This window comes from Faunimonas pinastri (assembly GCF_900110915.1).
Taxonomy (GTDB): Bacteria; Pseudomonadota; Alphaproteobacteria; order Rhizobiales; family Afifellaceae; genus Faunimonas; species Faunimonas pinastri.
In genome coordinates, this window is sequence record NZ_FOFG01000020.1 from 17,940 (window position 1) to 38,549 (window position 20,610).

Annotated in this window: 14 protein-coding genes; 10 read left to right on the forward strand and 4 right to left on the reverse strand. The window is 68.3% G+C overall.

Going from position 1 to position 20,610, the window contains the following annotated elements:
• Positions 1 to 85: 85 nt before the first annotated feature.
• Together BMY25_RS18600 and BMY25_RS18605 are read left to right on the forward strand one after the other, a co-directional pair.
• Complete coding sequence (locus BMY25_RS18600; RefSeq protein WP_092499471.1) at positions 86 to 1,426, forward strand: CynX/NimT family MFS transporter; 1,341 nt, start codon at positions 86 to 88, stop codon at positions 1,424 to 1,426.
• 143 nt (positions 1,427 to 1,569) lie between these two features.
• Positions 1,570 to 3,054 carry a mannose-1-phosphate guanylyltransferase/mannose-6-phosphate isomerase gene (locus BMY25_RS18605; protein WP_092499473.1) on the forward strand — a complete coding sequence of 495 codons (1,485 nt, stop codon included), beginning with the start codon at positions 1,570 to 1,572 and terminating at the stop codon, positions 3,052 to 3,054.
• On the opposite strand, the gene BMY25_RS18610 is transcribed toward BMY25_RS18605, so the two are convergent.
• The 3 genes from BMY25_RS18610 to BMY25_RS18620 form a co-directional block, all read right to left on the reverse strand.
• Positions 2,988 to 3,734 carry a 4'-phosphopantetheinyl transferase family protein gene (locus BMY25_RS18610; RefSeq protein WP_177176937.1) on the reverse strand — a complete coding sequence of 249 codons (747 nt, stop codon included), beginning with the start codon at positions 3,732 to 3,734 and terminating at the stop codon, positions 2,988 to 2,990. The genes BMY25_RS18605 and BMY25_RS18610 overlap by 67 nt on opposite strands.
• A complete protein-coding gene (locus tag BMY25_RS18615; protein ID WP_177176938.1) occupies positions 3,731 to 7,759 on the reverse strand; it encodes a non-ribosomal peptide synthetase in 4,029 nt (1,342 codons plus the stop codon). Before BMY25_RS18615 ends, BMY25_RS18610 begins: the two co-directional genes overlap by 4 nt.
• Before the next feature lie 86 nt (positions 7,760 to 7,845).
• Positions 7,846 to 9,708 (reverse strand): non-ribosomal peptide synthetase, encoded by a 1,863-nt coding sequence (locus tag BMY25_RS18620; RefSeq protein WP_177176939.1) that lies wholly within the window; start codon positions 9,706 to 9,708, stop codon positions 7,846 to 7,848.
• Between the two features lie 338 nt (positions 9,709 to 10,046).
• On the opposite strand from BMY25_RS18620, the gene BMY25_RS18625 reads away from it, so the two are divergent.
• Complete coding sequence (locus tag BMY25_RS18625; RefSeq protein ID WP_092499481.1) at positions 10,047 to 11,573, forward strand: O-antigen ligase family protein; 1,527 nt, start codon at positions 10,047 to 10,049, stop codon at positions 11,571 to 11,573.
• Between the two features lie 135 nt (positions 11,574 to 11,708).
• The gene (locus tag BMY25_RS18630; RefSeq protein WP_092499483.1) at positions 11,709 to 12,890 is read left to right on the forward strand and encodes a glycosyltransferase; all 1,182 of its coding nucleotides are present in this window, start codon (positions 11,709 to 11,711) and stop codon (positions 12,888 to 12,890) included.
• 2 nt (positions 12,891 to 12,892) lie between these two features.
• On the opposite strand, the gene BMY25_RS20940 is transcribed toward BMY25_RS18630, so the two are convergent.
• Positions 12,893 to 13,054: a hypothetical protein gene (locus BMY25_RS20940; RefSeq protein WP_177176940.1), complete on the reverse strand. Its 162-nt coding sequence runs from the start codon at positions 13,052 to 13,054 to the stop codon at positions 12,893 to 12,895.
• A gap of 322 nt (positions 13,055 to 13,376) precedes the next feature.
• Between BMY25_RS20940 and BMY25_RS18640 the strand changes: the two genes are divergently transcribed.
• The 6 genes from BMY25_RS18640 (at position 13,377) to BMY25_RS18665 (ending at position 20,480) form a co-directional block, all read left to right on the forward strand.
• Positions 13,377 to 14,033, forward strand: coding sequence for a sugar transferase (locus BMY25_RS18640; RefSeq protein ID WP_177176941.1), 657 nt, complete (start codon positions 13,377 to 13,379; stop codon positions 14,031 to 14,033).
• 77 nt (positions 14,034 to 14,110) lie between these two features.
• Positions 14,111 to 15,640, forward strand: coding sequence for a GumC family protein (locus BMY25_RS18645; RefSeq protein ID WP_092499489.1), 1,530 nt, complete (start codon positions 14,111 to 14,113; stop codon positions 15,638 to 15,640).
• The gene (locus BMY25_RS18650) at positions 15,637 to 17,022 is read left to right on the forward strand and encodes an oligosaccharide flippase family protein (protein WP_092499491.1); all 1,386 of its coding nucleotides are present in this window, start codon (positions 15,637 to 15,639) and stop codon (positions 17,020 to 17,022) included. Before BMY25_RS18645 ends, BMY25_RS18650 begins: the two co-directional genes overlap by 4 nt.
• On the forward strand, positions 17,019 to 17,909 hold the full coding sequence (locus BMY25_RS18655) for a glycosyltransferase family 2 protein (RefSeq protein WP_092499493.1): 891 nt from the start codon (positions 17,019 to 17,021) through the stop codon (positions 17,907 to 17,909). The genes BMY25_RS18650 and BMY25_RS18655 overlap by 4 nt, the downstream gene beginning before the upstream one ends.
• The gene (locus tag BMY25_RS18660) at positions 17,906 to 19,168 is read left to right on the forward strand and encodes a glycosyltransferase family 4 protein (RefSeq protein ID WP_143062044.1); all 1,263 of its coding nucleotides are present in this window, start codon (positions 17,906 to 17,908) and stop codon (positions 19,166 to 19,168) included. Before BMY25_RS18655 ends, BMY25_RS18660 begins: the two co-directional genes overlap by 4 nt.
• Positions 19,169 to 19,190: 22 nt before the next feature.
• The gene (locus BMY25_RS18665) at positions 19,191 to 20,480 is read left to right on the forward strand and encodes a polysaccharide biosynthesis/export family protein (protein WP_092499497.1); all 1,290 of its coding nucleotides are present in this window, start codon (positions 19,191 to 19,193) and stop codon (positions 20,478 to 20,480) included.
• Positions 20,481 to 20,610: the final 130 nt, after the last annotated feature.

Below are 20,610 nucleotides of genomic sequence, written 5' to 3' on the forward strand. Positions count from 1 at the left end.
GACAGCGCAGAGCAGCCTCGCCGGTGGCATCTTGGCGTTGCAAGCGTTACTGGACAGGCAATCGTCCTCCCCGAGCTTCGAGCCCATGCCCAACGTTCCGCCTTCCGTCGTTCCATCAGCGCGCACAGGCCAGCCGCCCGTCGCTGGGCAGCTCGTGGCCGGGCAGCTCGTGGATGCCGAGGCGGATGCCCAGCCGACGCCGGTGCCTACCCCGGCCGCCACCCCACTCGGCCGCCTCGTGCTGGGGGGAAGCCTCGTGCTGATCGCCTTCAATCTGCGGCCGGTGTTCTCCAGCCTTTCCGCCCTCCTGCCGGAGGTGATGCTGTCGGCGGGGCTTTCCACGGCGACCGCCAGCATTCTCACCACCCTGCCGGTGCTCTGCCTCGGGATGTTCGCGCCGCTGGCGCCGGGTCTCGCCCGTCGCGTGGGCGCGGAGCGCGTGCTTCTCGGCGCGCTGCTCCTGATCGCGATCGGCAGCGGCCTGCGGGGCTTCGGCACCGTGCCGGCGCTTTTTGCCGGGACCTTCTTCGCGGGCTTCGCGATCGCGCTGGGCAACGTGCTGCTGCCGGGGCTGGTGAAGCGCGACTTCGCCTCGCGTGCCGCGCTGATGACCGGCCTCTACACCATGGCGCTTTGCGCGGGTGCGGCCTGCGCGGCGGGTTTCACCGTGCCGATCCAGCGCCTGATCGGCGGCTCCTGGGCGGGAGCGCTGGCCGTCTGGGCGATCCCGGCGGTCATCGTCCTCCTCCTCTGGGTGCCGCAGAGCCTTCGGACCCAGGGCGGGCACCAGACCGTCAGCCATCGGATCGAGGGGCTATGGCGCGATCCGCTCGCCTGGCAGATCACGCTGTTCATGGGCCTTCAGTCGGCGCTGGCCTATATCGTCTTCGGCTGGCTCGCGCCGATCCTGCGGGAACGCGGCATGGATGCCGCGTCTGCCGGCTTTGTCGTTTCCGTTTCCGTGATGGTGCAGGTCGTCACCTGCCTGCTCGTCCCGCATCTGGCGATGCGAGGCCGCGACCAGCGGCTGATCTGCGTGGTGCTGCCCACGGTCGCGTTGATCGGTTTGCTCGGCTTCCTGTTCGCTCCGCTCTGGACCGTCTGGTTCTGGGCCGTGGTCCAGGGCATCGGCCAGGGCGGCCTGATCGCGATCGCCATGATGCTGATCGTGCTGCGTTCGCCCGATGCGCGCGTCGCCTCACATCTGTCCGGCATGGTGCAGGGGGTCGGCTACCTCATCGCCGCGACGGGGCCGCTGCTGGTGGGCTTGCTGCATGGCTGGATGGGAAGCTTCACGTCCTCTGCGATCTTCTTCGTGCTGCTCTGGGCCGGCGCCGCCTTCTGCGGCTGGGGCGCGGGCCGCGCGACGCATGTGAACGTCTCCGTCCGCGAGCATCGAGCCCGCACGGAAGAACAGGGCCGATGACCGGAAGCCTTAGAAGAGGATCGCCGTAAGGTGCATTCGTCAAAGGTTGTGCGGCATGCGCCAGCGACTAGACTGGCCGGGAAATCCGCTGCCGGACTCCCGGTCGTCCGGCCCGAGGGCCGGCTTGCGGAACGGAGCCTTCGATGAGCAGATCCGGCACAAAGATCATTCCGGTCCTTCTTTCCGGCGGCACCGGCTCGCGCCTCTGGCCGCTTTCGCGCGAGACCTATCCCAAGCAGCTTCTCAGCCTCACCGGCACGGAAACGCTGCTGCAGCAATCGGCAAAGCGCGCCAGCGACCCCGAGCGTTTCGGCCGGCTGATGGTGGTCGCCAACGCGGAGCACCGCTTCCTGATCGCCGAGCAGCTTCGCACCATCCGCTGCGAGGATGCGGAGATCGTGCTGGAGCCGTCCGGCCGCAACACGGCGGCAGCGGCGGCCGTCGCGGCGCTGCTCGCCCTCAAGGAGCATGCCGATCCGCTGGTGCTGCTGATGCCGGCCGATCACGTGGTAAGCGACGTCGATGCCTTCCTGGCCGCGCTCGACCAGGCGGCGGACGCAGCCGCGACGGGCTCGCTGCTGCTCTTCGGCATCCGCCCGAGCGCGCCCTCCACGGCCTATGGCTACATCAGAACCGGTGATCGGCTGGATCCCGAGGGCGAGGTCCGGAAGGTCGACCGCTTCGTGGAAAAGCCGGATCTCGCGACGGCGGAAGACTATCTCGCCAGCGGCGATTATCTCTGGAACAGCGGCATCTTTCTCTGCCCCGCCAAGGTGCTGATCGACGAACTGACGCGCTTCGCGCCCAAGGTGGTCGAGGCCTGCCGCGCCGCCGTGCAGTCGGCCACGCGCGACCTCGATTTCCTGCGCCTGGGGCGCGAGGCCTTCATGACGGCGCCCTCCATCTCGCTGGATTACGCGGTGATGGAGCACACCGACCGCGCGGCCATCGTGCCCTCCGACTTCGCCTGGACGGATGTCGGCAGCTGGTCGGCGCTCTGGGAGATCGGCGAGCAGGATGCCGACGGCAACGTGCTTTCAGGCGAGGTGATCGCCGAAGAAACCTCCGGCTCCTACATCCGCGGCGAAGGGCAGCTCGTGGCGACGCTGGGGGTCAAGGATTTGATCGTGGTGGCGACCGGCGACGTGGTCCTGGTGGCGGACCGCGAGCACGATCAGGACGTGAAGCGCATCGTGGAGCGGCTGAAGCGGGAAGGCCACGAATCCGCCATCGGTTCCAGGCGCGTTCACCGCCCGTGGGGCGCTTATCAGTGCCTGCACGAGGGCGACCGCTTCCAGGTCAAGAGCATCACCGTCAATCCCGGCGCGAAGCTCTCGCTGCAGAAGCACTTCCACCGCGCCGAGCACTGGGTCGTGGTGAACGGCACGGCGCTGGTGACGCGCGACGAGGAGGAGATCCTGCTGCGGGAAAACGAGTCCCTCTTCCTGCCCCTCGGCTGCGTGCATCGCCTCGCCAATCCCGGCAGGCTGCCGCTGAACCTGATCGAGGTGCAGTCCGGCGCCTATCTCGGCGAGGACGACATCGTCCGTTTCGAAGACGATTACGCCCGCACGGAAGAGGTCGTGGTGGATATCAAGGGCAACCCGGTCGCCCGCCTGATCCGCTGACGCAGGCCGGAGAGGCCTTCGAGGACGCGAAAGACGGCGCCGGCCGGGCCCACGACGGCCGCGTGATAAAGCGGCGCCGGCTCGAACGCCAGGAGCGTCCAGCCGTCGCAGCCCGCGCCGAGCCTCGCCGGAGCGTCCGGCCGCAGGGAAACGTCGAAGTTTTGGAAGGGTAGCGAGAAGCCCAGCCCCCGCGCCTTGGCGAAGGCCTCCTTGCGCGTCCAGCCGTTGAAGAAGCCTTCGCGTCTCCACGCCCTCCCGACCGCCTGAAGATCCGCCCGCTCCGAGGCCGAGAAGAAGCGCTCCGCCACATCGCCGAACGGAAACGACGGATCGCGCCATTCCACGTCGCAGCCGACCTCCGCGCTTTCCGCGAGCGCGATCAGGCCGAGCTCGCGCGATGAGGAGAGGCTGAAACGCCAGTTTGAATCCCGAAGCCGGGGCTTGCCGAAGGCATCGACCTCGAAGGCAAGGCGACCCGGGTCGCTGTCCGTCAGCAATCCCAGCGCTTCCCGCGCCCGGCCCCGCCGCACCCGGAAACGTCGGCTGTCGTCTGAGTGCCGGAATTTCCCGGCTCTCGCGCTCTCCTCCGGTGAGAGAAGCGCCGTGAGCCTCCCCGTCTCCGCCGGACCCGGGTCGAGCGGAAAGGCGAGGACCAGGATCTCGGGCCGGCTTCGCGTCACGCCGCTTCCTGTCCGCGCATCGGGATTTCTGTCTGCGACCGCTGCAGGCAGTCCGCGATCACCCTGCCGAGCTGGCGAATATTGTCTTCCTCCAGGATCTCCTCGTGGCTGCCGGGAATGGAATAGCTCTCGAAAGCGCCGCGGATCATGCCTCGCCATCCCTCCGTATAGTTCAGGATGTCGGCGCGCTTTTCCGGCTGCAGCAGAACGAAATCCCCGGGATAGGAAACGGGACGATAGGCATGGACCTTGCGCTCCATCTCGTTGCCGAAGGCGATCACCTCTTCTTCCGTGGCTTCGACCGGCAGCCGCCCGAGCCAGCGACGCGCCGCGCGTTGCGCCCGTATGAAGCCATAGGCCCAGCGCTCGCGTCCGCGCCGCCGCATCATCTCGCCCAGATGATAACGGAAGCGGCTGAGATCGACGGCAACGGCGCTGGTTTCCTCCATGACCGTCGGATTGGGCGTATCCAGAACGAAGAGCCGGCCCACCGTCTCCCCGGCGGCGATCAGCTGCTGGGCGACCTCGAAGGCGGGAATGCCCCAGTCGCAATAGCCGCCGATATAGTACGGACCCGACGGCTGCACGGCGCGTATCGCCTCGATCATGTGCGCCGCGATGTCGTGCACTTCCACCCTGCCGACAAAGCCCCCCATCTCCGCCTTGGTCAGCTCCAGTCCGTAAAACGGCTGGTCCACCCCGAGTTCATGGGCAAGCGGCAGGTATTTCGGCCCGGCATTCAGCCAGAAGAGTGCCGGCCGGCTTCCCCTCGGCTGGATGTTGACGGTGCGGGGCACCGCCACGTCGTCGCTGCCCAGAAGCAGCGCCATGCCGCGCACGTCCGGCGCATGGAAGATCGAGGCCATGGAAAGCTGGCAACGGAACTCCTCCTCGATGCGGTTCAGCAGCCTCATCGCCAGAAGGGAATGGCCGCCGAGTTCGAAGAAGTTTTCGGTCGGGCCGACCATCGACCTGCCCAGCACTTCGGCCCAGAGTCGGGCAAGGCGCCGCTCCTTCTCGCTCATCTCGTCCGCCGCAGCCCCGCCTTCGCCGGGCTCTTCCCCGCCCGACCCTTCTCCACCGAGCCCTTCCCCGCCGGGCGGCGGCAGCGCATCGCGATCCACCTTGCGGTTCGGGGTCATCGGCAGCTGGGCGATCCGCATCAGGCGCGAGGGGACCATGTAGTCCGGCAGGAGGCGACGCAGGAACATCCTGACCTCGGCGAGCTCCGGTTCGCTTCCCTGCCGCGCCACGATGTAACCGACGAGGCTCGCCGCGCCCGAAGCGTCGGGCCAGATGCGAACGGCCGCGCCCGCGACCCCCGGATGCGTTTGCAGCGCCGCTTCCACTTCGCCGCATTCGATGCGGAAGCCGCGCACCTTCACCTGATGGTCGGTTCGCCCGAGGCATTCGATCGATCCATCGCCGCGAAAGCGGGCGAGATCGCCCGTGCGGTAGACCCTCGCGCCGCCCGCCGCGGGCATCGAAACGAAGCGGTCCGCAGTCAGATCCGGCCGGCCGTGATAGCCCCGGGCCAGCCCGTCCCCACCGATAAAGAGTTCGCCGGGCACGCCCACCGGCACGCGACGGCCGGCCTTGTCGAGGATGAAGCAGGTCGTGTTGGCAAGCGGCCGCCCGACGGGCACGGGCCGCTCCCCGCGCGCCACCTTGTGCACGGTCGACCAGATCGTCGTCTCGGTCGGACCGTAGACGTTCCAGAGGCTGGCGCAGCGCGTGAGCAGCTGCTCGGCAAGATCGCCCGGCAGCGCTTCGCCGCCGCAGAGGATCCTGAGATCCGCCCGCCCCTTCCAGCCGCTTTCCACCAGCCCACGCCAGGTGGCGGGCGTCGCCTGCATCACCGAACAGTCGGAGGTCCGGATGAGAGCCGCGAGTTCGCGCGGATCGGCGGCGGCCTCGCGGCTGGCCAGCACGATGCGGCCGCCGGAGATCAACGGCAGGAAAAGCTCCAGACCGGCGATATCGAAGGAGATCGTGGTAACCGCGAGCATGGAATCGACGGCGCTGAAGCCGGGCTCGGCGGCCATGGAAGCCAGGAGGTTCACCAGCGCGCGATGCGAGATTTCCACGCCCTTGGGCCGGCCGGTCGAGCCGGAGGTGTAGAGGACATAGGCCATGTCCTCCAGCTCGATCCCCTCTAGCCCGTTGTCCTCCAGCGCGGGCTTTACCAGCGCCGGCCAAGCCGTTTCTTCCCCCGCATCCAGCGCGTCGCAGACGAGCACGGGAATGTCGCTGCCGGCAAGGACGTGGCGGGTCTTCGGCTCCGCCAGGAGCACCACGGGTTCCGCATCGGCGCAGATCATCTGCAGGCGGGCGACGGGAAAGCCGGGATCCAGCGGCAGATAGGCCCCTCCGGATTTCATCACCGCCAGAAGCGCCGCCACCATGTCGATCGAGCGCTCCATGCAGACGCCGACCAGCTTGCCCGGCCCGGCGCCCGCTTCCAGCAGGCGCGCGGCCAGACGATCCGACAGGCGGTCGAGCTCGGCATAATTCGCCGTCCGGTCGCCGAAGGTGACGGCCGGCGCATCGGGGCCGCGACGCGCCTCTGCCCGGAAAAGCGCGGGGACGGGACTGTCCGGAATAGGCCGGCGTGTCTCGTTCCAGGCGGCGAACCGCTCCTCTTCCGCCCGCGTGAGAAGCGGCAGATCGCCGAGCCGGCAATCCGGATGCTCCACCGCGCCGCGCATCAGCGTGACGAGATGGCCGGTCATGCGTCGCACGGTTTCCGCATCGAAGAGATCGGCGCGGTAGATGAACCGGCCCGCGAGGTGGTTGCCGGTATCCGTGATGTCCAGCCAGAGGTCGAACTTCGCCGCCGGGGGGGCCAGTTCCGAGGGGGAGAAAGACCAGCCGGATGGCAACGCCGGCGCGGTCGGTTCCAGCACGAAGAAGGCGTCGAAGAGCGGATGACGGCCGCCGACGCGTCGCGGCCGGACCTCCCGCAGCACGCGCTCGAACGGCACCTCGCTGGCGCCCAGCGAGCGGAACACGGTGCTCCTGAGCCGGGCGAGATAGCCCCGGAACGTCTGCTCGCCCGCCGGCGCGAGCCGCAGGGCGAGGCTGTTGAGGAAGCAGCCGCTCATCCGCTCAAGCTCAGGCCGCGTCCGCATGTCGGTCACGGTGCCGACGATGACGTCCTCCTGGCCGCTATAGCGATGCAGGAGCACGCCGAAGGACGCGAGCAGCAGGGTGAACAGGGTCACGCCCTCGCTGTGGGCCTGCTGCTTCAGGGCCTGGCTGAGCTCGGGCGGGATGGTGAAGCATTCCGCCGCGGCGTCCGCTCCCGGGTTCTGCGAGCGGGGGCGGTCGGTCGGCAGCTGCAGCGCCGGCAGTGGACCCGCCAGCATCTCCCGCCAGTCCGCCAGACTTCGCTCGATCCGCCCATCCGCGACCTGCGCCCGCCGCCAGACGGCGTAATCGCCATATTGCAGCTCGTCCTCTTCCCGCGGCGGCGTGCCGCCCGCGGCGAAGCTCCGGTAGAGCGACACCAGCTCCGGCAGGAGCCGCCCCTGCAGGGACAGGCTGTCGAGAATGGAATGGTGGGCGGCGCAGCTCAGCCGGTCGCCCTCCTCGCCCATGCGGATCAACCTCGCCCGGAACAACGGCAGGCGCGACGGGCAGAGCGGGCTCTCGGCATCCGCCCTGGCGATCCGGGCCGCTTCCGCCTCCTGGAGATCGGGGGGAAGGCCGCCCAGATCGGTCACGGGAAGCTCGACTGGGAAAGGAGGATGCACCGTCTGGACGAACTGCCCGTCGACCAGCAGCATGGTCGTGCGCCAGATCTCGTGGCGGCGAACGATCTCGCCGAAGGCCAGGCGCATGGCCTCGGCATCCAGCGGGCCGCTATGGCGCACGATCAGGCTTTCATTGTAGAGCGGGCTCCCCGGCATGGTCGCCGCATGGGACAGCACGTCCTCCTGCTCGGGAGAAACCGGCACCGGCCCCTCGCCTGCCCGGCGCGGGATGCGGAAGCGCTCGCGATCGCCGCCGGCCCTTCTGCTCAATAGTTCCTCGAGGGCCCGACGCCTGGCGTCGGACATTGCTGTCGACTGCATGTTGTGTCTCCCCAGAGACAATCGAGCGGGTTCTTTCAGGAGCCGGACAAGCGCCGGAGCTCCTCCTCGCTCATGGTTTCGATTTGTTCGATCAGAAGCTGCTCCAGCGTGCGCGCCAGGTCTCCAAGGACAGGCGCGCGGTAGAAGTGGAACAGCGTGAACGCGACACCGAACTCGTCGGCGGCGAGCCGGACGAACTGCGCCGCCAGAAGCGACTGGCCGCCAAGCAGGAAGAAGTCGTCGTCGAGACCGACCCGCTCGACCTGAAGCACCGCGCCCATCAGCTCGGCAAGGCGGATCTCCGACATCGTGCGCGGCGCCCGGTAGGCTTTCCGGCGCAGTTCGTTCGCCACCGAAGGCTGCGGCAGGGCAGCCTTGTCGAGCTTGCCGTTCGCCGTCATCGGCAGGGACGGCAGACGGCAGAAGGCGGCGGGAACCATGTAGTCCGGCAGGCGCGCCGCGAGAAAGCTCCGCAATTCGTCGCTGGTGGGATCGGAGCCTTCCCGCAGGACGACATAGGCGACGAGTTGCTTGTCCCCCTCCGACAGGTCCCGCGCCACCACGGCACTGGCCAGCACGAGCGGACACCGGTGGAGCGCCGTCGCGATCTCCTCGGGCTCGACCCTGTTGCCGCGAATCTTCACCTGGCTGTCGACCCGCCCGCAGAAGACATGGTCGCCATCCGGCAGCCGACGCCCGAGATCGCCGGTGCGGAAGAGCCGGGCTCCCCGATGATCGCCCAGGGGTCCGTCGTTCAGGGCGCCATCGCTGGGGGACCCGCTGCTCAAGGCCCCATCGCTTGTGGTCCCGTCGCTCAGGGAATCGCCGCCGAAGCGCAAGGCCGTGAGTTCCGGCCGGTTTCGGTAGCCGCGCCCGACGCCGGGGCCGCCGATATGGATTTCGCCCACCTCCCCATCCGCCACCGGCTTCCCGTGGTCGTCGAGGAGATGGATGCGGCAGGGGCCGAAGGGCTTTCCAATTGTCGGCAGTGCCGGCTGCTCTCCCGAGGATGCGGCGAGAGGCGCCACGACGCCCAGCGTGGCCGAGACCGTGCATTCCGTCGGGCCGTAGCCGTTCAGGAGGACGAAGGGCAGGCCCGGCCGGGGATGATGATGCAGCGTGTCGCCGGCCGAAATCAAATGGCGAAGCGCGGTCTCCGCCGGCCAGCTCTCGGCGATGAGACCTTCCGCGAGAACGGTCGGCGCCGTGGCGATCGTCACCCGCCGTGCGACCAGCCAGTCCCTGAGGCCGCGCGCCGAGGTGCGATCCTCCTCGCGCGGCAGGACCACCGTTCCCCCGGCGGAAAGCACCGGCCAGATGTCGAAGACCGCCCCGTCGAAGGCGAGGCCGGAAAGAAAGCCGCCCCGCGTGCCGGGTCCGGCCTCGAAGGTATCCGCGTACGTATTCGCGAGATGCTGCAGGTTGCGGTGCTCGATCTCCACGCCCTTGGGCGCCCCGGTGGAACCGGAGGTGTAGATCACATAGGCGAGCGAACGGGGATCGAGCGAGGCGGGAAGCGCCCCCTCCTCATTCAGCGCCGCCATCGCCCCGGCGTCGTCGAGGTCCAGGATCCGGTGTCGTCCCGCCCGGCAGCGCTCGACCGTGGCCGCTTCGACGATCGCCACCGCCGCTTCCGCATCGCCGATCAGCGATTGCAGGCGGAGGTCCGGCCATGCGGGATCGAGCGGCAGGAACGCGGCGCCGGATTTGAGGACGGCGAGCAGCGCCACGACCTGGCGAATGGAGCGGTTGAGGCAGACGGCCACCAGCGTTTCCGGCCCGGCGCCGAGCGCGACGAGATGGCGGGCGCTGCGGCTCGCCATCGCCTCCAGCTCGCCGAATGTCAGCTGCCGCTCGCCATCGTCCAGCGCGATCGCATCCGGGTGCTGCTCCGCCATGGTCCGGATCCGCTCGGGGATGGACGCTTTCCGCCAGGCGCTGCCCGAGGCCGGGGCGTCGGGCGCCACCCGCTCCCTCTCGCTCTCTGCCACAGACATCCAAGACATAAGCGGTCCCCGCAGCGGGATTCGGGCGCTTTGCCGAAATTTTATCCCATGGAATCGATAGTAAGGCAGGAGGTCTTTCAAAGAACAGGCCAGCAGAAGGCTTACCCTGTTGGCGCGTTCCACAACAAAGCATCACGTCGGAGGTATGTTCTACACCTTTCGGCTCCATTGCCATTGAGCCCCGTACATGAAAGCTGGGAGCCTCCGTGCCGCAGCTGTCGCGTGGATCCATGAGCCTCGCCTTTTACGTCGCCCCTGCCGCCATTACGCCCGCTTCCATGCGCGATTCCATGTCCGCCGCCTGCCGGCGACAGGTGAAGCTGATGCTGCTGATCCTCGCGCTCGCGGCTCCTGCCTTTGCCGGCGGCGCCAGCGCGTTGCGGCTGGCCTTCCCGGTCGCCGTGGCCGGCATCGCCTTGTGGCTGCTCGTCCGCCATCCCTTCGGCCGGTTCCTGAGCTTCGTTCTCTGGCTCTTCGTGCTGACGCCTTTCGTCCGGCGTATCGTCGATTTCCAGGCAGGCTGGCAGGAGGTGAACGTCCTGATGGTGGCGCCCTATGCCGCCGCAAGCCTCTGCCTCGGCTCGCTCGTCGCGTTGATCGTTCCCGGACGCCTCCAGCCCGGCGCGCCCGGCGGCAATCGTCCCGGCCCGAGCGCGGGCTTGCGCGGAGGCGGCCTCTTTCTCGCGGTCGTCCTTGCGGTGACCTACGGGCTGATCCTCGCGCTGCTCCACGACCACATCGCCAATGGAATGTTCGACGCCCTTCGCTGGGCGGTGCCGCCCGCCCTCGGGGTCGCCATCGTGCTGAACAGGGCGGATCACCCGGCGCTCCGAACCGAGGTGGAAGCCTTCATGCTGGTCGCCACCCCGGCCGCCGCGCTCTACGGCCTCTACCAGTTCGTCCAGATCCCGCCCTGGGACGCGAACTGGATGAACAACGTGGACATGAACACGATCGGCTCGCCGCTGCCCTATCAGGTCCGCATCTTTGGCACGCTGAACTCGCCCGGCCCGTATGCCTTCTTCCTCAGCATCGGCATCGTGCTCCTGCTCTGCAGCCGTCATCGCCTTCGCTGGCTGGGCATCACCACGGGAACGCTAGCGCTGCTGCTCTCGTTCGTGCGCACCTCGTGGCTGGGGCTCGCGCTCTGCCTCGCCTTCATGGCCCTGACGGCGCCGCGCGCCGTGCGCGCCTCCATGCTCGGCCTCATCGGCGCCGCTATCCTGATACCGCCCTTGCTGATGCTCGATCCGGATATCGGCGAAACGATCACCGGCCGCTTCGAGAGCTTCGGCAGCCTTGGCAAGGACGAGAGCGCGTCCGCCCGCCTCTTCCAGTACCGCACCTTCGTGGACGCGCTGGATCGCGATCCGCTCGGCCAGGGACTGGCGCTGCATGGCGCGACCGCTTCGCAGGTGTCGGTGCGCAGCTACGAGGTGATCGACGGCGGCTTCATCGAAATCCTCGCCTCGCTCGGGCTGGTGGGCGGCCTCGTCTATCTCTTTTCCGTCACCGGGCTTGTGCTGATCCCGCAGATCCAGCCAAACGGTCGAACGGGCGACATGCTGGATATCGGCTATCGCGCCTTCAGCGTGGCGGGCCTCTTCACGCTGCTGAGCGGCACCTGCACCGTCGGCGAGGGCGGCATTTTCTTCTGGCTCGCCGTCGCCATGCCGATCGCGGCGCTTCCCTCGCCGGCCACCGCGCCTCGAACGTCCGCCCCGGGAGCGGCCCCGGGAGCCGCCCCGACGACGTAGCGGTCCGAAGGCGTAGCGGCAGCCTCCCTTCGCCGGAGCTACCTCGCCTTGGGCGATGCGATACCCCCGTTTGAGCCGGAAGCGGAGGGGACGGAGCCACTAGGATCGAAGGTCAGGTGGCACCGGGAGCCGTATATGAAAGTGGCGATCGTTTCCGACAGCATGTCCTTCTACGGAGGTGCCGAGCGGGTTCTGGAGCAGATGTTTGCCGTCTATCCCGAGGCGGACCTCTTCGCAACGCTGAACGTCCTGCCGGCCAACCAGCTGGACTTCCTGGGCGACCGGCGGGTGCAGACGAGCTTTCTCCAGCGCCTGCCGATGGTGCAGCACTATCACCGCTACATCTTCCCGCTCTGGGGCCTGGCGGTGGAGCAGCTGGACGTTTCCGCCTACGACCTCGTCATCTCCACCCACCACAGCGTCGCGCAGGGGGTCATCACCCGGCCCTTTCAGACGCACGTGTCCTACGTGCACTCGCCGATGCGCTATGCCTGGGATCTGCAGGACCAGTATCTCCGCCAGTCTCGCGTGATCCGGGGGCCGCTCGCATGGTGGGCGCGCCGGGTGCTGCATCAGGTGCGGCTCTGGGACTACGCCGCCGCGCAACGGCCGGACGCCATCGCCGTCAACTCGTCCTTCGTCCGCGAGCGCGTAAGGAAATATTACCGGCGGGACGCGCGGGTCATCCATCCGCCCGTGGCGGTGGAAAGCTTCCAGCCGGCGGAGACCAAGGACGAACCCTATTACCTCTCGCTGTGCCGCCTCGTTTCCTACAAGCGCGTGGAGCTCCTGGCGCAGGCCTTCTCGCGCATGCCCGGTCGCAAGCTGAAGATCGTGGGAACCGGCCCGGAGCTGAACATCCTCCGCCGCTACGCGTCGGAGAATGTCGAGGTGCTGGGCTGGCAGCCCGCAGGCGCGGTGCGGGACCTCGTGGCGAAGGCTTCGGCGCTGGTCTTCGGCGGCGTGGAGGATTTCGGCATCAGCCTTGTGGAAGCGCAGGCCGCCGGCGTGCCGGTGATCGCGTTCGGCCAGGGCGGCGCCCGCGAGACCGTGAGGACCGCGGACAAGGCCCACCCCACCGGCGTTCTGTTCCGCGAGCAGACCCCGGAATCGGTCGTGGGGGCCATCGCGGAGTTCGAGCGCAACCGCGATCTTTTCACGCCGCGGAACTGCCGGGCCAATGCGGAAGCCTTTTCGGAAGACCGCTTCCGCCGGCAATTCGCGGACTTCGTGGAATCCGCCCTCGTGCACGAACACGTCCCGGCGGAAGTCTCATCGCCGGCGCCGAGGAGAAGCCAGCTGCTGCAGGCAATCTGACCTCAGAGCAAGCGAAAAAGCGCGAGCAGCGCCGCCCAGAGCAGAACGGCGAAGGCGACGAGGATCCAGCCCCGGAACGGCACCTTCGACGCCCCGGCCAGGCCGCCGGATCGTGATGCGGAGAGTCGGCCGAGCCCGACGGATCGCTCGTCCTTGCGCAACATTTCCTGCCCCTCCAAGAAATAATACTTCACTATCCGAAGCATCATACAACGGACGCATGACGAATTATATCCAATATAACTAACCCCTCCATCCAGATATGACCCTTAACTCCTTTGAACATGAACCAAGACCTTTGTTCACGTTGACTTGGATTGCCCGGATTAAGATCCTGCTGAAACCTTAATGAGGCGGAGCGAGACCATGTTCGGGGATCATCGGCTCGATACTGTATGGCCCGGGACCGCCCGGATCGAGCTCCCCGCCGCTTTCGGGCCGGGAGGGCCGCCGCCGCTCGAGCCGGCGGTTCCAGGCGGAGCCGAATTGCTGGATTCCCACCAGCGGGATGTTCCTGCCGCGGACCAGGGCGGAGGCTGGAGCCCCTATCTGACCTGCCCGACCAAGCGTGCCTTCGATCTCGTCCTCGGCCTCCTGCTGGTCGCCCTGTTCCTGCCCGCGCTGATGGTGACGGCCCTCCTGGTGAAGGTCACCAGTCCCGGCCCGGTCTTCTTCCGCCAATGGCGCACGGGGCTGGACGGCGTACCGTTCCAGATCGTCAAGTTCCGCACCATGTCCGTCCTGGAAGAGGGGAAGGACCCCATCCGGCAGGCGACGCGCGGCGATAGCCGCGTCACCCCGCTCGGTGCCTGGCTGCGCAAGCTCAGCATCGACGAGCTGCCGCAGCTTCTCAACGTGATCGCGGGCGAGATGTCGCTGGTCGGGCCGCGCCCGCATGCGATCTGCCATGACGAAGCCTTTGCCGGGCAGGTCGAGAACTATCTCGGCCGCTTCGCCGCCCGGCCGGGCATGACGGGGCTGGCGCAGGTCCGGGGAGCACGGGGCGAGATTTCCGCGCTCTCCGACCTGCAGCGGCGGACGCTCTTCGATCTCGCCTATATCGGCGAAAGTTGCCTGATCATGGATCTCAGGATCCTGTTCGCCACCTTCGCCGAGATCTTCTTTTCGCGCACTGCGTATTGACGCCCGGCAGCAAGCCCACGGGCTCCGCAGGGCTTTCGGGCGACGGCTGCCGGCTGCCGGCAAAAGGGAGTGGTTGCTTGGACACGCGAACCGAAACGGGCTTCTCCGACACGCTGCGGCTGGCCGGGATCGGCTGGAAACGGAAAGGCCTCGTCCTGCTGGTGGGCGGCCTCTGCTTCGCCGCCGCATGCTACCAGATCTCGACCCTGCCACGGGAATACCAGGCCGAGGCGCTGGTGCTCTTGCCGGGCGCGGCCGGGCAGGACCCGTTCGAGGCCGGCAACCGGATCACCCCGTCCGCCGACCCCTTCGCCATCCGCAGCGCGGTCGAGGTGCTGGCCAGCGACGAGATGAGCCGCCGCGTCATCGATCGCCTTTCGCTGGCCGCCAACAAGGCCTTCACCACCGAGCACCCGTCCGTCTTCGCCCGGCTGAAGCGGCAAGCCGTGGATGGGATCAGGCGCCTCCTGCCGAACACATCCGCTCAGGCCGCTTCGGGCGATGCACCGGACCGGTTGATCCGGCTCTACCAGTCGCGGGTCTCCGTCTTCGACGATGGCAAGTCGATGATCGCGCGCATCGTCGTCCGGCTGCCGGACGCGGCGCTTGCCGCCGCCATCGCCAACGCGCATGCGAGCGCCTTCATCGACGGCGAGCTGGAAGCCCGCGCCCAGAGCCAGCAGCAGATCGGCAGCTGGCTCGACGACGAACTCACCCGCAACAGCGCGCAGCTCAAGATCTCCGAGGCGGCCGTGCAGGCCTTCCGGCGCGATAACGGGCTGGTGCTGGCCAAGGGCTCGACCGGCGCGGAGCAGAACCTGGCGTTCATCAGCGAGCGCCTCGCGCAGGTGCGCGGCGACATCGCCGCCCGCTCCGCCCGGCGCGACGAGCTCCGCCACATCGTCGACGGCGGCGAGATCCAGGGCACCAGCGAGATCTGGGCCATCCCGGTGCTTGCCAAGCTGCGCGACCAGCAGGTGGAGGCCCGCGCCAATCTCAATCGTCTGCAGCGCGTTCTGGCCGCCGACAATCCCAGCATCGAGGCCGCCCGGCAGGAGCTTGCCGGCGTGGACGAAACCATCCGCCAGGAACTGGCGCGCGTCGAGCAGAGCTATGCCGCCGATCTCGCCACCGCGACCGCGGAGGAGCAGGCGCTGGAAAGGCAGGTGAGCGATGCCGCCGCCCGGAAATCGGCGTCGGACGAGGCCAATATCGGACTGAGCACGCTGGAGGCGATCACCAATGCCCGGCGCGTCGCCTACGATTCCGTGTTGAACCGCTACAATACCCTGCTGGCGGCGAAGGGGTTGCAGATCCCCGACACACGCCTCGTGTCCCACGCCGTCGCGCCCTCCAGCGCGTCCTCGCCGAAGACCAGCCTGTTGATGGCAATCAGCCTGATCATCTCGCTGGCGATCGGGCTGGGGGCGGCGCTGCTGGTCGAAGCCCGTGCCGCCGCAAGGCTGCGCCGCGCAAGCTCGGCCCGGCCCGAGGCGGAGGAGCCGGCCTCCGGCTGGACCGGCGAAACGGTGTACCCGCTCGCCGCCGATCGCGTTCACGGCGGCGCCGTCCGCCCGGCGCCCGCCAGTTCCCGGCTGACGTCATGAGCCTGGACGGCGAGGCCAATCCGGGCGCCGGGTTCTGGCGCCCCTTCCGGGGTGCGGGATCGCTGATCGTGACGGTCGTGGCGACGCGGACCCCCCTCGCCTCCGCCATCAGAACGGTGGTGACCCGCGCCACCGTTCTCAGCATCAATCTCGGCACGGGCATCCTGATCGCCCGTTCTCTCGGACCGGAAGGCAGGGGCCAGCTCGCGGCGATCGGCCTGGGCGTCGGCTTCTTCGCGAGCCTCCTGTCCTTCGGATTACCGAGTTCCATCGTCTTCAACATCAAGCGCCATCCGGAGGAGCGCCCGGCTTTGCTCGCCGCCGTGTTCCTCATGGCGCTGGCGCTCGGGCTGATCGCCATCCCGCCGGGCCTGGCGTTGATCCCGCACTGGCTCGGCTCCTATCCCCCGGAAATACGCTGGGCGGCACGGCTCTTCATGTTCCAGGCACCGATGATCCTGCTGGTGCCGGTCTGCCACGCCGCGCTGGAGGCGAGCGGCGAGTTCACCCTTTCCAACCTCGCATGGTTCGCCTCGCCCGCTCTGTCGCTCGTCTTTCTGGGCCTGCTCGCCCTGCTTGAGACGAACGTGACCCCGTTGCGCGTGGCGTTGGCGGTGGTGGCCGGCGGCGTTCTGCCGCTTGGCTGGATGTTCGTGCTGCTCTGGCGCTATCGCCCTTCCCTCAGCGGCCTCCGGAGCGCCGCGCGACACCTCGCGGGGTATGGGTCGCGTGCCTATGCGATCGACCTCGTGGTGGCGCTTGCCGGGCAGGTGGATCAGATCCTCGTGGTGGGAATGCTCACCTCGCGCGGGGCGGGCTCCTATGTCGTGGCGGTCAGCGTGACGCGCGTGCTGGCGGTGGTGCAGGCCTCCGTCGCCACGGTGCTGTTCCCCTTTGCTTCCGGCCGATCCACCGAGGAAGCCGTGGCCGCCGTCGCGCTTGCCACGCGATGGGTGCTGATCTTCACCGCATTCGGCTGCGCCTTTCTTTTCGCGGTCGGGCCCGCCTTGCTGGTCCTCGTCTACGGCCCGGATTTCACGGCGGCGGCATCGCTGCTCCGCATTCTTCTGGTCGAGGCCCTGCTGTCGAGCATGGTCGCCATTCTCGCGCAGAGCTTCATGGCGCTGGCCCGGCCGGGCTGGGTCGCCGTTTCGCAGCTGGCCGGCGTCGCCCTGGAAGTGCCGCTGATGCTGATCCTGATCCCGCGCTTCGGGCTCGCCGGCGCCGGCACGGCGCTGCTCATCGCGAGCGCCCTCCGGCTGATCCTGATTCTCGCCTCCTACCCGCTGGTCCTCCGCGTTCCCGTGCCGCGTCTCTGGCTCGGGTCCGACGACGTCACCATGCTGCGCGAGGCGCTGATTTCCCTGAGGGAGCGGCGATGAACGAGCATTCGACATTTCGGGCCGGTTTCCCGGAGATCGCCAAGGCCTCGCCCGGGACGGAAGGGCTCGCCTCCGCCGCGCCCGGAACGGCGAAGCCGGTGCGAAGCCTCACCGCGCTGATCATCGCGCAGGACGAGGAAGACTGCATCGCCCGCGCGGTTCTGTCCTGCCGGCCCTTCGCCGACGAGATCCTCGTGGTGGATGGCGGCAGCCGCGACGGCACCGCGGACGCCGCGCGCGAGGCGGGCGCAAGGGTGCTCGTCAACGCCTGGCCCGGCTATGCCCGGCAGCGCAACTTCGCCGCCGAGCATGCCGGGGAAGACTGGGTCTTCTTCATCGACGCGGACGAAGCGGTCGGCAGCGAACTCGCCGAGGCGATCACCGCCTGGAAGGCGCGGCCAGAGGCCGATCCCCTTCAGGCCTTCGCCGTCACCCGCATGAACAACTTCTTCGACACCTGGTGGACGAAAGGCGAGCGGCAGGTCCGCCTCTACAACCGGCGGCAACACCGCATCCGCAACGTGCTGGTTCACGAGACGCCGGACGCCACGCCGGACCAGATCGTGCAGCTACCCGGCCGCCTCTGGCATTTCGGCTTCCGCTCCGTCGGCAATCTGGTGATGCGGTTCAACCGCTACACCGGGCTGGAGGCTGAGAAGGCCTATCTCGGCGGCCGGCGCTTCAGCCTGTTCCGGCTGATGTGGCGGCCGCCGGCGCGCTTCGTGCAGCAATATCTCGTGCATCGCCTTTGCCGGGAGGGAATGGCCGGCTTCTCCGCCTCGGTTCTCTGGGTGTTCTACGAGGTCTTCACCGAGATCAAGCTCTACGAACTCCAGTGGCAGGCCCGGCGGACGGCGCCCCCGCAAACGCCGGAGGCGCTGCCATGAACCGCGAGCGATTCCAGCCGGGCGCGGGCCCCGGCGACGGCCGGATCCTGCGCTTCGATACGGGTCTTGCCACCGGAAGCGCGGCCGCGAACGTCGTTCCGCTCCGCCGCTCCACCACCATCCTGAGTGTGCTGGAGATCGGCATGGCGTGGACCACGGGCAGCTCCGGCGGGCTGGACCGGGCCTTTCACGATCTGGTCGAGGCCCTGCCGGGCCAGGGCGTCCGCGTGACCGGGCTCGTGCGCGCTCCGGAAGACGCGGCGCTGCGGACCTTCGGGCGGGTGCATTCATTCTCCGCGCCGAGGGCCGGCCTGCCCTCCCAGCTTCTCGGTCTCAGGCGCAGCTTCGCCGAACTCTCCCGCAGCGACGGCTTCGATCTCGTCGCCGCCCATTTCGCGCTTTATGCCGCGCCGATCCTGCAGGGCCTGAGCAAGCGCCCCTTCGTCATGCACTTCCACGGTCCGTGGGCGGCGGAGGCGGCGCAGGAAGGCTCGTCGCGCGGGGTCGTCGCGGCCAAGTCCCTGCTGGAACGCAGCGTCTATCGCCGCGCCGACCGGGTCGTGGTGCTCTCCCAGGCCTTTCGCGACCTCGTGGTCCGGAGCTACGGCGTGCAGGAGCGGCGCGTTCACGTGATCCCCGGCGGCGTCGATCTGGAACGCTTCGCCGTGCCGGAAAGCCGCTTCGAGGCGCGCCGCCTGCTGGGCTGGCCGACCAGCCGGCCCATTCTCGTTTCGGTCCGCAGGCTCACCCGGCGCATGGGGCTGGATCGACTGATCGAGGCCATGCCCGCCGTCGTAAAGCGGCACCGCGACGTGCTCTTGATGATCGGCGGCACCGGCTTGCTGAGGCCCGAACTGGAAGAGCGGATTCGCCAGACGGACCTCGCGCGCAACGTGCGCCTGCTCGGCTTCGTGCCCGACGAGGACCTGCCCCTCGCCTATCGCGCGGCGGATCTCAACGTGGTGCCGACGGCCACTCTGGAGGGCTTCGGCCTCGTCGCGGCGGAAGCGCTCGCGGCAGGCACCCCCTCGCTGGTGACGCCCGTCGGCGGCTTGCCGGAGGTGGTGGCGCCGCTTTCGGAGCATCTCGTCTGCGCCTCCGCGAGCCCCGGGGATCTGGCCCAGGCCCTGATCGACATCCTGGACGGGCGCGTTTGCCTGCCGGACTCCGAGACATGCCGCGCCTACGCCACCGACCGCTTTTCCACCGAGCGAGTCGCGGAACGAACCGCCGAACTCTATCGCGAGCTGGTGGGCTGAGCGGTCCGACCAGGAGATCACCATGACGCAGAACCAGTCCCGCTCCTTCCGCCTTCTCCGCTCGGCCCCAACATGGCGGCTGCCGCTCCTTGGCCTTGCCGCCGGATGCGCCGGGTTCCTCGCCTCGCCCGCTCATGCGGAATACCGGCTGGCCTCCGGCGACACGATCGAGGTCACCATCGCCGGCGAACCCGGCCTCGGCCGGCGCGCCCGCATCGATCTCGATGGCCGCGTGGCCGTTCCCCTGATCGGGGAAATGCCGGCGGCCGGCCTTTCGCTTGACGACCTCCGCGCGCAAATCCAGACCGGCATGGCGAGCAAGGTGCTGCGCCGTCGCAGCGCGGACGGGCGGGAATATCCCGTCACCTTTTCCAGCGACGAGATCTCGGTCGATGTCGCCGAATACAGACCCGTCTATATCTCCGGCGACGTCAGCAAGCCCGGCGAGCAAGGTTTCCGGCCGGGCATGACGCTGCGGCAGGCGGTGGCGCTGGCGGGCGGCTACGACATCGTCTCGCAGCGGATCGCCAGTCCCGCCTTCCAGATCGCCGATCTCAATGCCCAGCGCGACCTGCTCCTGCCGCAGCTTGCCGACGCGCAGGCCAATATCGCCCGCATCCAAGCGGAGATCGGCGGCAAGAACGAGATCAGCGGCTCACAAATCGCGGCCGCCGGCGGCGCGGACACCGTGCCCCCCGGCCTCGTGCAGACGCAGAACACGCAGATCAGCCTGCGCAATGCCGGCCAGGAGCGGGAGAAGACGTATCTCGTCGAGGCCCAGAAGGCGGTGCAGTCCCGCATCGAGGCGCTGAACGACCAGCAGCAGAAGGAATCGCAGGGCGCGCAGGAAGACGTCAACGAGCTGACCCGCGCGCAGAACCTGTCGCAGCGCGGCCTCCTGACATCCGACCGGCTCGTGGATGCCCGACGCTCGCAGCTGCTTTCCGCCACGCGCCTGCTGCAGACGCTGGCGGAAACCGCGCAGAGCGAAAAGGACAAGCAGGAGCTGGCATGGAAGATCGGGAGCTTCGACGACCAACACAAGCTGGAGCTCCTGCAGGCGCTGCAGGATGCCAGCCTGAAGCTCGCCATGGTGAGGTCGCAGATCCGTGGCGTCGACGAGAAGCTGATGGTGCTGGGACCGCGCTCGCAGCTCATCGCCAATGATCGGCAGAAGCCGCAGCTCGCGATCTTCCGCAACGCCGCGTCAGGCGGCCAGATCGCGGCTGACGAGAACACGGAACTGCTTCCGGGCGATGTCGTGGACGTGAAGCTTCCGCGCCGTCCCTTCCCCGAATTGTCGATGGAGTGACGGATGGCGGTTTAAGTTCGACTCCCGGGCGGGCCTAGGTTCTGAACTCATTAAGGGTTGAGCTTCTGGTCGAAGGCTGATTCACCTGTTCGGGGAGGAGCATGGTGATGGCGCGTTACGATCTCAGCGA